The sequence below is a fragment of the Xanthomonas sp. JL1 genome (assembly GCF_038405005.1).
Window position 1 is genome coordinate 32132 of sequence record NZ_JBBYGR010000042.1, and the last position, 12908, is coordinate 45039.

Consider the following 12908-nt stretch of genomic DNA (forward strand, 5'->3'; position numbering starts at 1 on the left):
TTGCCGCAGAGGGAACTTCCCGACTTGCCAGCAGCGCGGGTGGCGGACAAGCTAGCGTGCTCTTGCGACCGACGGTTTTCATGTCCAGCCTGCCTGCTCCCCCTATTTCCCATCCGATGGCTGTTGGTGCGCTCGACCGGCCGCTGGCCTGGCGCGCGGGGCAGTCGGTCGATCTGGCCACCTTCATCGCGCATGTGCACGGTCTGGCGCAGCAGCTGCCTGAAGGTAGCCATGCAGTGAATTTGTGCGAGGACCGCTACCGTTTCATGGTGGCGTTCTACGCGTGCGCGCTGCGCGGGCAGGTATCGCTGCTGCCATCGTCGCGTGCACCTGCGGTAGTGGGCGAAGTGCAGGCGCGCCACGCCGATGCGTACTGCCTGGGCGATCTGGACCTGGAGCTCGCGCCGCCGCGGTATTGGCAGCTGCCTGCCGAATTGCCGCAGGCTGCGGGCCCGATTCCACAGTTGGCCGACGACGCGCTGGTGGCGATCGGTTTCACCTCGGGCACCACCGGCAGCCCGCAACCCAATCCCAAGACCTGGGGCAGTTTCCTGACCAGCACGCGCCAGGATCTGGTCGCGCTGGAAAGCCTGTGGGCGCACACCGACGCTGTGCCGCACGTGGTCGCCACGGTGCCGCCGCAGCACATGTATGGCATGGAGTTGTCGGTGCTGCTGCCGATGGTGACCACCCTGGCAGTGCACGCCGAGCGCCCGTTCTTCCCGGACGATGTGGCGCGTGCGCTGGCCGATATTCCCGCGCCGCGTGTCTTGGTGACCACGCCCGTGCATCTGCGTGCGTTGGTCGAATCCGGCGTGGCACTGCCGCCGCTGGCCGGCATCGTGTCGGCCACTGCACCGATGGCGCCGGAAATCGCCGCTGCGGCCGAAGCGCGTTTCGGTGGTGAAGTGCGCGAGATGTTCGGCTCCACCGAAACCTGCGTGTTCGCCGTGCGTCGCACGGCGCTGGAAGCGGCATGGACGCCTTTGCCCGGTGTGCGCCTGGAAACGCAGGCCGCAGGCACGCTGGTGCATGCGCCGCATCTGGCCACACCGGTGCTGCTGGCCGACATGATGGACGTGGCCGACGACGGCCGTTTTCAGGTACGCGGCCGTCAAGCCGATCTGCTGGAAATTGCCGGAAAACGCGCATCGCTGGCCGATCTCACCCGGCGCCTGCTCGCCATTCCCGGTGTGGTCGATGGCACCATCGTGCAACTCGCGCCCGACTCCGGCCAGGCGGTCGGCCGCATCGCCGCGCTGGTGGTCGCTCCCTCCCTGGACGAAGCCCAGGTGCTGGCCGCACTGCGCGTCAGCGTAGACCCGGTGTTCCTGCCGCGCCGTCTGCGCAAGGTCGCCGCATTGCCACGCAACGAAACCGGCAAACTGCCGCGCGATGTGGTGCTGGGCTTGCTCAAGGGTGAGTGAGGCTGGGTAAGCCCGTCTGCAGCTCGCTCACGCCGGCCAGATGAGAGCGGACGGCTCACTGGTCAAGCGCTGGATGCGCGCAGAGTTAGGCCGTGGGGAGCACGTCTGTTGGTGGGTCCGGCTTCGGTCGGTTCGCTTGCATGCGGTCGGCTTCGGGAGTCGTCATCGCCGTTGCTGGGTGCGGCAACTTCGTTGCGTCGCCCTTGTACGTCATTGCCGCGCTGCGCGTGTTGCATTTGGCTTCGCTGGCAACCCGCACCGGGCATCGTTGGGCAAGCTCCATCTGGCAAGCTGTGGCACACTCGGTCCAGGCGGCAGTGCTGGGGAGCATGGTTGCACCATCCAACCTTTTTCGGCCGCTCACTGCCTGACAACTCTTCGAGCCGAAGAGTGCTTTGCAACTCGGTTTAATTCAGGCGTTAGGCGGTAGGACGGATCTTTGAGGGGGATTGATGCCATACGAGCTAAAGGATCGCTTGGTCATTGGGGTTGCATCGAGTGCTGTGTTCGATTTGCGGCACTCGGATGCCGTGTTCAGGAGCCAAGGCGAGGAACAGTATCGGAAGTATCAGGAAGAGAACCTGGGCTCCCCGCTGCCTAAGGGAATAGCTTTCCCCTTCATAAAGCGCCTTCTTGCGCTCAACGACCTCAGCCCAGATCCCACGGATCCTTTGGTCGAGGTCGTGCTTCTCTCCCGCAACGATCCAGATACTGGCCTGCGGGTGATGAAGACTATTGAGCACTACGGCCTAGGGATGACAAGAGCGATCTTCATGCAGGGGCGGTCGCCCTACGAGTACATTCCTGCTCTCAACATCGCACTCTTCCTGTCTGGACATAAGCCAGATGTCGAGGCTGCAATTGGCCTTGGCCATCCCGCCGGGCAAGTGCTCGATTCAGAGTTTGACGATGATGAAGATGATAAGACTCTTCGCATAGCGTTCGACTTCGATGGTGTCCTCGCGGGGGACGAATCAGAATCGGTGATGCAAGCCTCCGGTCTCTCGGCGTTCCACGACCACGAAGTGAAGAACGTGATGCAGCCTCACAATCCCGGGCCGCTTAAAGAGTTCTTGGTTCGGGTGTCAAAGATTCAGTCCGTTGAGGAGGTGCACCGGGAGCAGAATCCCGATTACCAAAATCGAGTCCGCGTTTCTATCGTAACTGCACGTAATGCCCCCTCCCACGAGCGCGCACTTAAAACTCTTAAAAGTTGGGGCGTCATGGCAAACGATGCATTCTTTCTCGGCGGAATTGAGAAGGGCAAGGTCCTCGGAGTGCTGAAGCCGCACATCTTCTTCGATGACCAGTCTGGCCATCTGGAGTCGGCAAGCGCGGTTGCCCCTTCGGTTCACATTCCCTTCGGCGTCACAAATCAGCCGAAGCTCGGTGGTGAGTCGCCTGCAGTCTAACAACTCATGTACGGACTCCCATTGCAATAGCGCACAGCGTGAGCGTCGATGGGCGAAGCGGATCGGTTGCAGTCGTATAGACGGCCTTGGGTTGCGCATTGAGTGCTCGGGCCATCATGAAATCCGCAGAATGATGGTCGTCTCTGCCTGGCGCATGCCGCGTCCCGCACTCCGCAATGCGCGTGTCAGTGGATCGCCGGCCTGCGGGTCGTCCCGGGCGGCAGCATCCGCACGTACAGCATCCTTCAGCCATGCACCCCATCGATCTCCACCGCCAGCTCATCGCGGCAGATCACTGCGTGCAGCAGCAGGCGTGGCACCGCGTCGCCGAAGCGGGCGTCCAGTGCCTGGGCGACCTTGGGCAGGTCGTCGCGTTCGCGCACATAGACTTTCAGGCGGGTGCCGGCACCGAACTGCGCGGGTAACGCCGACGCGTGCAGGCGCGCGGCGCCGAGCAGGGCGTCGAAGTTGGCGAAGGTTTCTTCCAGCTGCGCCAGCAGTTGGCCGGTGTGCATCGAGGCGTGGCCCACCACGGCCGCGGTGCCTGACAACAGCAGCGGCATGTCGCTGCCGGCCGGCGGCAACATGGCGCGCGCGAAACTCGGCGGCTGCGGGCCGTACTGGCGCGGGTAGTTGTAAGCGCTCACCTGCCGCGGGTTTTCCAGCGGCATACCGGCATTGGCGGCCGCCAACCAGTAAATCTGGATGATGCGCTCGTCATCGCAACGGCCCACGGCGGTGGCGGCCGGCAATTGCGCCGTGTCGAATGCGCCCAGTCCGCGTGCACGGCCCACGCAAAACTGGCGGTAACGTTCGCGGTCGCCGCTGCCCAGGGTGATGGCGTCCAGGTAATTCCAGATACGCAGCAACCGCGGCGTCTGGCTGCCGCTGACAAAGGCGGTGATTTCCGCATACGCCTTGGCGGCGGCTTCTTCGATATCGAGGTCCTGCTCGTCGATCTCGATCACGCCAAAATGCAAATGACCGTCGCTGGACCAGGCGATATTGCCCTCGCGGCCGCTGCGCACCGGCGCAGCGGTGCGCCAAACTTCCAGCACGCTGGCCTGATACGGCTGCAACGGCACGCGCAGATAGCGCGGGTCGTGCAGGCGCGGCGCCGCATCGCCGAAGCCGAACACGGCCAGCACCTGCGGGTCGGCCAGCAACACGCCGGGGTCGGTCTGGTCAACATAGTCGACCTGCAGGCGGGGATGGCGCACGGCGTGCGTGGTCTGGGCCTGGGAAGCGGTCATTGAGCGTCTCGTTGTTGCGTGTCGCGTTGCAAGGTGTCGCCCTCGAAGCCGAGCTTGGCCTGGCGCCGGCGGTGGCGCCACGACTGCCAGGCGCGCGGTAGCATCGACAAAGTGGTGAGTGCGTACAGGGCACGGAAGGCGCGTAGGCGAATGCGGACTTTGGGGCTGTCGAACACGTCGCCGGCCAACATTGCCACCACCGCCTGTTCCACCTGCCAGGTGTTTTGCGGCTGCGCGAACAAGGTGCGCATGGTGGGTGAGGTGAAGCGGTAGATGAACCACTTGAATTCGTCCACGCCGCGGGTCAATTCGCGTTGTAAGGCACGCTGCAGTTTCGCTTCCGACTGCGGGGCGCGTAGTGCGGCATCCACCATGGCTGCGCCGCGTTCGGCGCCGTGCATGGCCAGAAACACGCCGGAGGAAAACATCGGGTCGACGAAGGTGTAGGCATCGCCCAGCATCAACCAGCGCGGCCCTGCCATGCGCGTGCATTCGTAGGCGTAATTGCCGGTGGCATGTACCGGTGCCACGCGCTCGGCGTCGAGCATGCGCGCGTTGAGTTCGGGATTGAGCGCCAGCGTGCGCATCAAAAAGGCCTCGCTGTCGCCCTTACGGGTTTTCATGTACTCGGGGTAGCAGACTGCGCCCACGCTCATGATGTCCTCCGGCAGCGGAATCAGCCACATCCAGCCATGCGCATGCCGGTAGATGCTGATGTTGCCGGCATCCTCGCCCGGGCGCCGCGTCACGCCGCGGAAGTGGCTGAACAACGCGGCCGATTGATGCTTGGCGTTGGCGCGTTTGAGCTTGAGGCGGGTGCCCAGAAAGGTATCGCGGCCGCTGGCATCGAGCAGATAGCGCGGGCGGAACTGCTGTACGCCGCCGTCGACCGTGCGTGCCTGCAGCAGCGGTTGTTCGCCGTCGAACGCGACCTGCTCCACGCTGACCTGTTCGCGTGCATCCACGCCCGCCGCGCGCGCGCGCTGGAACAACACCTGGTCGAATTGCGCACGCGGCACCTGGAAGGCGAAATCGGCCTTGGCATCGAGCGCGTGCGAAAAACGAAACGTGTTGTAGCCGCCGCTGTCGTTCGGGAAATCCGCGCCACGCTTGAGCACGCCGATGGCGCGCACATCGGCGAGCACGCCCAGGCGTTCGAGAATCGGCATGTTCATCGGCAGCAACGATTCGCCGATATGAAAGCGCGGATGCTGCTCCTTCTCGAGCAGGGTAACGGACCAGCCGAGCTCGGCAAGCGCGATGGCCGCAGTGCAGCCAGCCGGGCCGCCGCCGACGATCAGGACATCCGGACACTCCGGTCCGGGAGCCGGCCCGGCTGCCGGCATGGCGGTCGGGGTGTGGCGAACAGCGTTGGAAGTCATCCTGGAACGAACCTGCAGCGGGCGAGCGTCATGCAGTCATGATAACCTGCTCTGCCGCCCTGACAGCCCGCGGGCCGCCGATCCATGTGTGAACAACGCCGGCAGCACGTGCAGGCGTCGGTCAGACCGCGCGGCAGATGCTCGGATTGGCAGTGACGGCAACGTACACTACGGCCGACGCGACGCCCACGCACTCCGATGGTCGCCCGCGCTGCTGTTGCTTCTTCCCACTCTTGCCGCCCTACCCTGACCTGTGGAAATCCTGGATGTCCTCGCAAACCGCTGCCGAACGTGAACTGGCCGAACTCCTGGTCGAAAGTCTGAACCTGGAAGACGTCCAACCCGCCGACATCGATCCGGAGGCGCCGTTGTTCAACACCGGGCTGGGGTTGGACTCGATCGATGCGCTGGAACTGGCGCTGGCGATCAGCAAGCGCTACGGCTTCCAGCTGCGTTCGGACAACGACGAGAACCGTCGCATCTTCGCGTCGCTGCGCGCATTGTCGGCGCATGTCGAAGCCAACAAGACCGTCTGATCTGCCGACTGCGCCATCCCCCGACGCACCTGCATGGGTGCTGGGCATGGGCGTTCTGCTGGCGGTGGCGTATTCGCCGTTGGCGCATTGGGCCAATGCCAGTCACCGCCCGGAGGTGGCCGCCATCGCCGGTGGTTTGCTGGTGCTGATGGTCTTGATCGAACCGATGGTTGCGCGCCGGGCCTGGGCCTGGGCGCTGGCACTGCTGCTGCTCGCCGGATTGGGCGTGCTGTGGCATTCGCCGTACGCGATGGTGGTGCTGGCGGCGCCGCCGGTGGTGTTTACCGGTTGGGTCGCCTGGTTCTTCGGGCGCAGCCTGCGCCACGGCCGCACGCCGCTGATCACGCGCATTGTGGAAGGCCTGTACGGCCAGGCCGGCATGCCGGTCACGCCCGAACAACGCCGCTACACGCGCCGTCTCACGCTGGCCTGGGCATTGCTGCTGTGCGGCCTGACCCTGGCCAATCTGGTGCTCGGCCTGTGCGCCGAACCCAGCGGCGTGCTGACGCAGTTGGGCTATGCCTCGCCGCTGCCGATCAGCGATGCGCGCGCCTCGTTGTTCGCCAATCTGCTCTGCTATGGCGTGATTGGCGGTTTCTTCATTGGGGAATATCTATTGCGCGGCCGCTGGTTTCCACAGCGTCCCTATCGTAATCTGCCAGACTTCTTGCGTCAGATGGCGCGGCTCGGGCCGGACTTCTGGCGCGATCTGCTGCGCTGAGTGCGTGGCCAGGGGTAGCGACGTACGTGCATACTTTCGGGGACAAGACAAAGATGCCGTTGGCAAGGATGCCGTCGCGCCTGGCGTGGGCTGTGTTCAACCTGTTGCAATTGGCATTCACGCTGGCCTTTACCGCTGGCGGGATCGTCTACGCATTGGCATTGATGGCGATCACGCGCGATGCCGACCGGATGTTGCGCATGGGGAGCTGGATGTGGGCGCCAGTGCTGTTCCGCGGCGCGGGAGTCACGGTCATCGTGGAAGGGCGCGAGCGGGTGGATTGGTCCAAGAACTATCTGTTCGTGAGCAACCACCAGTCGATCATCGACATTTGCGCGCTGTTCTACGCCTTGCCGGTGCCGCTGCGCTTCTTACTCAAGGAAGAAATGCTCAAGGTGCCGTTCGTGAACTGGTATGCGCGCGCTACCGGCATGCTGTTTCTGGACCGCGACAGCCGCAGGGCAGGGGCACTGGTGCGACGTCAGGTGGCTGCGTTGTTGCGCCAGGGCAAACAGTTGTGTCTGTTTCCCGAAGGCACCCGCAGCCGCACCGGCGCATTATTGCCATTCAAGGTCGGGCTACTGCAGGCTGCTATCGATGCTGGCGTGCAGGTGGTTCCGGTGGCGCTGGACGGCTGCGGCAGGGTGTTGCCGGTCGATGGCCTGTTCAGGGTGCGCCCCGGCATCATCCGCGTGCGGATCGGTACGCCGATCGCTGTGACCGGGCCGGATGCGCCGGATCGCCAACAATTGACCGAGCAGGCACACAAGGCCGTGGCTGCAATGCTTCACCCCAGGATCTGAGTTCCACGCTTATGGATTTCGTTGTGCCGCATGATCATCCCTGCCTGCCCGGACATTTCCCGGGTCGTCCCGTGGTGCCTGGCGTGGTCGTGCTCGACCATGTGCTGCAGGCGGTGGAAGCACTGCATGGTCCACGCGCGGCCGCGCGCCTGCCGCAGGTGAAGTTCGTGCAGCCGTTGCTGCCCGGCCAGACCGCCTCGGTCACACTGGAAGGCGATGGCCCGCGTTGGCGCTTCCGTGTGCAGCGTGCCGATGTAGTGCTGGTCAGCGGCGAACTGGTGGCGGAGGCGGGGACATGAGCAAGCACTGGAAACAGCGTCCGGAAGGCGGTGGGCGCTTTGCGCTGTGGCTGATCCGCGGCATCGCACGGCACGGCGGGCGTGTAGTGGGACGCGCGCTGCTATATCCGATCACGCTGTACTTCCTGCTGGTGCGCGCGCCTGAGCGCGCCGCCTCGCGTGCCTATCTGGCGCGGGTACTCGGCCGCCCGGCCACGCTGCGCGATGTGGCGCGGCACATTCACACCTTCGCCTCGACCATCCTCGATCGGGTGTACATGCTGTGCGGGCAGATGCAGCGCTTCCGCGTGGATATCTCCGGCCTGGATCAACTGCATACGCAAATGGATCGTGGCCGCGGCGTGCTGATCTTCGGCTCGCATCTAGGCAGCTTCGATGCGCTGCGCGTGCTGGCCACCGAGCGCCCGGACGTGCAGGTCAAGGTGGTGTTGGACAAGGCGCACAACCGCGCCATGACCGACCTGCTGGGCGCGCTCAACCCGCAGCTGGCCGCCAACATCATCGACGCCGGCATGGATGCGACCTCGATCGTCATGGCGATCAAGGAAGCCACCGACGCCGGTGCGCTGGTGGCGCTGCTGATCGATCGCCCGCGCGAAGGCGACCCGGCGCTGCCGGCGATGTTCCTCGGCCGCAATGCCATGTTCCCGACCTCGCCGTGGCTGATCGCCGCTGCGCTCAAGGTGCCGGTGGTGCTGGCATTCGGCCTGTATCACGGTGGTAATCATTACGAGCTGGCGTTCGAAACCTTCAGCGAAGGCCTGGACGTGCCGCATCGTCAGCGCGCCCCCATGCTTGCGGTACTCATGCGCGATTACGCTGCCAGGCTGGAACATTACACTTGCTACGCGCCGTACAACTGGTTCAACTTCTACGATTTCTGGAACACCCACCATGCCGATGTGCCGCACCCTGCCGTGGATGCTGATACTGCTGTTCAGCGCCGCACCGCTATGCGCCGCACCGCCTGAGACGCTCGACGTCGGGCAGGTGCTGGAGCGCCTGGCGCGCCCCGCACCGGTCAGCACCGAATTCGTCGAACTGCGGGGCTCTTCCTTGCTGAAGACGCCGTTGCGCGTCGAGGGCCACTACCGTCGCCCGGATGCGCAGACGCTGGTGCGCGAAGTCAGCGCGCCGTACCACGAAACCACCACGCTGACTGGCGACGAAGGCGTGCTGGAACGCGAAGGCAAATCGCCGCGTCGTTTCTCGTTGAGCCGTGTGCCCGAACTGGCCGGCTTGAAGTCCGGCTTCGGCGCGCTGTTGTCCGGCGACCGCGCGCTGCTGGAGCAGCACTACAGCGTCAGTGGGCAGGGCCAGCCGCAGGCCTGGCTGCTGACGTTGCAGCCCAAGGACGCCGCGGTGGCCAAGCAGGTGCGCCAATTGCGTCTGTACGGACGCAAGGACGAACTGCGGTGTATCGAAAGCGTGCCGGCCAAGGGCGACGTGCAGCGCACGCTGCTGGCCGGTGCGGCGCGCGAAGCGGCCGGCGTGACCGATGCCACCGCGCTGACAACGCTCTGCCACGGTTCTGGCGCGTGACCGCGCGCGTGATGGGTGCGCCGGTCGTCTCTAAACACATCGCACCATTCGCAGCTGAAACGCGCACGTTGCCGATAACGACCGATGCCGCGCCTGCGGCCGGCGTGCGTTCGGCCGCTGCAGCAGGACACGCACACCATGGCGCTTGAGTTGAACGCAAACCGCCGCATCGGCCTGGCGCTGCTGTGGCTGGCATTGCTGGCGGTGGCCGGATTCTGGTTGAGCGAGACGCTCAAGGTTACCGGGGATCTACGCAAATTCATGCCCGCCCCGCGCACGCCGGCGCAAAAACTGTTGATCGAAGAACTCGGCGAAGGCCCTGGATCGCGGCTGCTGCTGATGGCGTTGTCCAATAGCGACCCCGTCACCTTGGCCGAGCAGTCGCAGCAACTGCAGAAAGCACTGGCCGCACAGCCGGAGCTGTTCGAGCTGGTCGGCAACGGTGGTAACGCCGGGTTGGAGGCGATTCCCAAGCGCTTGCTGCCGTATCGCTATCTGCTCAGCGACAGCTTCGACAAGACTCCGCTGGATGCGCCCACGTTGGAAGCGGCGTTGCAGGCGCGCGTGCAGGATCTGGGCTCGCCGGCGGCAGCCATGGTGGAGCCGTTGCTGCCGCGCGACCCCACGATGGAAATCCTGCATCTGGCCGAAACCCTGCAGCCGGCAGCGATGCCGCAGACGCGCAATGACGTGTGGTTCGATCGTGCCGGCACGTCGGCGCTGTTGATCGTGCAGACGCGCGCGGCCGGCTTCGACCCCACCGGCCAGCAGCTGGCCTACGACGCCGTGCAAGCGGCCTTCGCGAAAGTCAGCAAGGGCACGTCCACGCGCTTGACGCTGACCGGGCCGGGTGCATTCGCGGTGGAAATCACCGCGCGCACCCAAGGCGAGGCGCAATGGATCGGCACGCTGGATACGGTGGGCCTGGTGCTGTTGCTGCTGGTGGCCTACCGCAGCTGGAAGATTCCGGTGCTCGGCGTGTTGCCCCTGGCCAGCGCCGGTCTGGCCGGCTTGGGCGCTGTCGCAGTGCTGTTCGACGGCGTGCACGGCATCACCGTGGCGTTCGGGTTCACCCTGATCGGCGTGGTACAGGATTATCCGATTCACTTGTTTAGTCATCAGCGCCCCGGTCTGGATCCGCGCGAAAACGCACGGCATCTGTGGCCGACGTTGGTCACCGGCGTGGTTTCCACCTGCATTGCCTATGTGACCTTCCTGTTTTCCGGTGTGGACGGTTTGCGGCAGCTGGCGGTGTTCACCATCGCCGGCCTTGCCACCGCCGCGGTCACTACGCGCTGGATGCTGCCGGCCTTGATCGATCCGGCTCCGCGCGACTATGCCGATTCGCGCCTGCTGGCCGTGCTGTGGCGTGGCGTGGCACGCTTGCCGCGGCCACGCATCGTCAGCCTGGCGGTGATGGCCGTGCTCAGCATTGCCGTGATCGTGCTTGCGCCGGGGCAGTTCTGGCAGAACGATCTGTCGAAGCTGACGCCGGTGCCGCCCAAGGCATTGGCGCAGGACATGCACCTGCGTCAGGAACTGGGTGCGCCGGATGTGCGTTACGTGCTGGCGCTACCGGCCGCGAACGATGAGGCGGCACTGCAGGCCAGCGAGCAGTTGCGCCCGCGCCTGGATGCATTGGTGCGCAATGGTGACTTGCTCGGTTACGACATGGCGGCGCGCTATCTGCCCAGCGCCAAGACCCAGCATGCGCGGCAGGCGGCGTTGCCCGACGCCGCGCAGGCGCGTGCGTTCACCGAGACTGCTGTCGCCACCACGCCGTTCCGCAGCGATGCGTTTGCGCCGTTCCTGCAGGATCTGGACGCCGCCAAGCGCGCCGCACCGCTGCTGCCGAAGGATCTGACCGGCTCGCCGCTGGCGACCTCGGTCGGTGGTTTGTTGCTGGGCCGTGGCGATCGCAGCACCGCACTGGTGTCGTTGACCGGCCTGCGCGATCCGGCGGTCCTGGCGGCTGCCGTGCAAGGCAGTGGCGCGCAATTGCTGGATCTGAAGGAAGCCTCCGAATCGTTGGTGGCTGCCTACCGTGGACGCGTGCTCGGTGCGCTGGTATTGGCCGCCTTGTTGCTGGCGGTGACCGTGGCGATCGCACTGCGTAGTCCGCGCCGCATCGTGCGGGTGTTGCTGCCGATGGCGCTGACCACGGTGCTGATCCTGGCGATCCTGCGCGGCACCGGGGTGGAGCTCAATTTGTTCCATCTGATCGCGCTGATCCTGGCCGCCGGCCTGGGCCTGGATTACGCGCTGTTCTTCGATCACGCCGGCGACGATCACGCCGACCAGCTCCGCACGCTGCACGCATTGATCGTGTGCAGCCTGATGACCCTGCTGGTGTTCGCGTTGTTGGCCGCGTCCAGCATTCCGGTCTTGCGTGCGATCGGCAGCACGGTGGCGCTGGGCGTGTTGTTCAATTTCATTCTGGCCTTGCTGGTATCGCGCGAACCGGCGCTGGAACGCACCGCGAATGGAGAGCCGCATGCAGGGACGTGACGCGATTGCCACGCTGATTCCACACCAGGGCAGCATGTGCCTGTGGGAAGACGTGATCGAGTGGGATGCGCAGCGCATCGTGCTGCGTAGTCACGCGCATCGCAGCGATGCGCATCCGTTACGTTCCAACGGGCGCCTGCGTGCACTACATCTGTGCGAATACGGTGCGCAGGCCATGGCCGTGCATGGCGGTTTGCTGGGCCGCGCATCCGGCAAGCCGGTACGCCCGGGCATGCTGGTGGCGCTGCGTGGCGTGGAGTTGCACGTGACCCATCTGGAAACGCTGCCGGAGGCGATCGACTGCGAAGCGCAGGTGCTGATGCAGGGCGAGGACAGCCAGCAATACAGTTTTCGCCTGACGCATGGCGAGCAATTGCTTGCCGAAGGGCGTGCCACGGTGATGCTGGGCGCTGCGCAGGCGTAGCGCGTTTGATCAATAGGCCGGCTCGGTGCCGGCGCTATTTGCGGTCGATTCAGAGCAGCGAACAAAACGACTGCGCTCACCGCCAGGCGGGCGCGGCCGGTGCTCGTAATCGGCATGTACCACGCGTACACTCCGGTTCTGAGTGCGCCGTCCGCACCCACCTGACGACTGCTCGCTACGTTTTGTTAGCCGCTCTTACTAATAAGTCAGTAAATTAGGGAGCGGATGTTGACGTCATGCTGTCCAACCATCCATGAAGAAGAGAGACGGACGTTTGGTATCGCGGGCGGCGCTGGAAGAAATGCGCCTGATGGCGTTGCAACGGATGGGCGAAGGCGAATCGCCGGCCGAAGTGGCCGCGTCGTTCGGATTGCATCGCGGCTGGGCGTACAAAGTGCTGGCGCGAGCACAGGAGGGCGGCGCTGGCGCATTGATGACGCGTAAGGGCAGCGGTCGCCCGCGGACGTTGACGCCGGCGCAGGAGCGCCAGGTGTTCGGCTGGGTCAATGGCAAGAACCCTCGCCAGCATGGCTTCGCCTTCGGTCTGTGGACGCGGCAGGTCGTGCGAGAACTGATCGAGAAGAAATGTGCCGCACGGTTG

The 12908-nt window shown here is 65.0% G+C and carries 13 protein-coding genes and 1 other RNA gene; 12 read left to right on the forward strand and 2 right to left on the reverse strand.

All coding sequences use genetic code 11. The features are described 5' to 3' along the window. Positions 1-80 precede the first annotated feature (80 nt). Together WJW29_RS09375 and WJW29_RS09380 are read left to right on the forward strand one after the other, a co-directional pair. Entirely contained in the window at positions 81-1427 is a 1347-nt protein-coding gene (locus WJW29_RS09375; RefSeq protein ID WP_041182320.1) for an AMP-binding protein, read from the forward strand. A 452-nt stretch (positions 1428-1879) separates the two neighbouring features. After that, positions 1880-2839, forward strand: coding sequence for a 5'-nucleotidase (locus tag WJW29_RS09380; protein ID WP_011409666.1), 960 nt, complete (start codon positions 1880-1882; stop codon positions 2837-2839). A gap of 245 nt (positions 2840-3084) precedes the next feature. Here WJW29_RS09380 and WJW29_RS09385 read toward each other — a convergent pair whose 3' ends face one another. Both WJW29_RS09385 and WJW29_RS09390 read right to left on the reverse strand, forming a co-directional pair. Further along, entirely contained in the window at positions 3085-4092 is a 1008-nt protein-coding gene (locus WJW29_RS09385) for a pteridine-dependent deoxygenase like protein (protein WP_011409665.1), read from the reverse strand. Then, positions 4089-5438 carry an NAD(P)/FAD-dependent oxidoreductase gene (locus WJW29_RS09390; RefSeq protein ID WP_011409664.1) on the reverse strand — a complete coding sequence of 450 codons (1350 nt, stop codon included), beginning with the start codon at positions 5436-5438 and terminating at the stop codon, positions 4089-4091. Before WJW29_RS09390 ends, WJW29_RS09385 begins: the two co-directional genes overlap by 4 nt. 302 nt (positions 5439-5740) lie before the next feature. Here WJW29_RS09390 and xanC point away from each other — a divergent pair, with 302 nt between their 5' ends. From xanC to WJW29_RS09440, 10 genes are all read left to right on the forward strand, one after another. Further along, positions 5741-6010, forward strand: coding sequence for a xanthomonadin biosynthesis acyl carrier protein XanC (xanC, locus tag WJW29_RS09395; RefSeq protein WP_011260626.1), 270 nt, complete (start codon positions 5741-5743; stop codon positions 6008-6010). A 37-nt stretch (positions 6011-6047) separates the two neighbouring features. Beyond that, positions 6048-6731 (forward strand): ketosynthase, encoded by a 684-nt coding sequence (locus WJW29_RS09400; protein ID WP_080493953.1) that lies wholly within the window; start codon positions 6048-6050, stop codon positions 6729-6731. A 53-nt stretch (positions 6732-6784) separates the two neighbouring features. After that, a complete protein-coding gene (locus WJW29_RS09405) occupies positions 6785-7534 on the forward strand; it encodes a lysophospholipid acyltransferase family protein (RefSeq protein WP_011409662.1) in 750 nt (249 codons plus the stop codon). A gap of 71 nt (positions 7535-7605) precedes the next feature. Then, positions 7606-7833 carry a hypothetical protein gene (locus WJW29_RS09410; protein ID WP_228329590.1) on the forward strand — a complete coding sequence of 76 codons (228 nt, stop codon included), beginning with the start codon at positions 7606-7608 and terminating at the stop codon, positions 7831-7833. Beyond that, positions 7830-8804: an acyltransferase gene (locus WJW29_RS09415; protein ID WP_011260623.1), complete on the forward strand. Its 975-nt coding sequence runs from the start codon at positions 7830-7832 to the stop codon at positions 8802-8804. Before WJW29_RS09410 ends, WJW29_RS09415 begins: the two co-directional genes overlap by 4 nt. Further along, positions 8728-9375, forward strand: a complete 648-nt coding sequence (locus WJW29_RS09420; RefSeq protein WP_011409661.1) for a LolA-related protein — start codon at positions 8728-8730, stop codon at positions 9373-9375. The genes WJW29_RS09415 and WJW29_RS09420 overlap by 77 nt, the downstream gene beginning before the upstream one ends. A 138-nt stretch (positions 9376-9513) precedes the next feature. Beyond that, on the forward strand, positions 9514-11883 hold the full coding sequence (locus WJW29_RS09425) for an MMPL family transporter (protein WP_042465789.1): 2370 nt from the start codon (positions 9514-9516) through the stop codon (positions 11881-11883). Beyond that, entirely contained in the window at positions 11870-12307 is a 438-nt protein-coding gene (locus tag WJW29_RS09430) for a phosphotransferase (protein WP_011409659.1), read from the forward strand. The genes WJW29_RS09425 and WJW29_RS09430 overlap by 14 nt, the downstream gene beginning before the upstream one ends. Before the next feature lie 114 nt (positions 12308-12421). Then, a non-coding RNA gene (locus WJW29_RS09435) (sX9 sRNA) lies at positions 12422-12498 on the forward strand. A gap of 62 nt (positions 12499-12560) precedes the next feature. Beyond that, positions 12561-12908: helix-turn-helix domain-containing protein (locus WJW29_RS09440; protein WP_146771508.1), on the forward strand; the 348-nt coding region annotated here is incomplete at its 3' end.

Coding starts and splice junctions, on each gene's coding strand:
- WJW29_RS09375 (WP_041182320.1), top strand. CDS start 81: ATGTCCAGCCTGCCTGCTCCCCCTATTTCCCATCCGATGGCTGTTGGT.
- WJW29_RS09380 (WP_011409666.1), top strand. CDS start 1,880: ATGCCATACGAGCTAAAGGATCGCTTGGTCATTGGGGTTGCATCGAGT.
- WJW29_RS09385 (WP_011409665.1), bottom strand. CDS start 4,092: ATGACCGCTTCCCAGGCCCAGACCACGCACGCCGTGCGCCATCCCCGC.
- WJW29_RS09390 (WP_011409664.1), bottom strand. CDS start 5,438: ATGCCGGCAGCCGGGCCGGCTCCCGGACCGGAGTGTCCGGATGTCCTG.
- xanC (WP_011260626.1), top strand. CDS start 5,741: ATGTCCTCGCAAACCGCTGCCGAACGTGAACTGGCCGAACTCCTGGTC.
- WJW29_RS09405 (WP_011409662.1), top strand. CDS start 6,785: ATGCCGTTGGCAAGGATGCCGTCGCGCCTGGCGTGGGCTGTGTTCAAC.
- WJW29_RS09415 (WP_011260623.1), top strand. CDS start 7,830: ATGAGCAAGCACTGGAAACAGCGTCCGGAAGGCGGTGGGCGCTTTGCG.
- WJW29_RS09420 (WP_011409661.1), top strand. CDS start 8,728: ATGCCGATGTGCCGCACCCTGCCGTGGATGCTGATACTGCTGTTCAGC.
- WJW29_RS09425 (WP_042465789.1), top strand. CDS start 9,514: ATGGCGCTTGAGTTGAACGCAAACCGCCGCATCGGCCTGGCGCTGCTG.
- WJW29_RS09430 (WP_011409659.1), top strand. CDS start 11,870: ATGCAGGGACGTGACGCGATTGCCACGCTGATTCCACACCAGGGCAGC.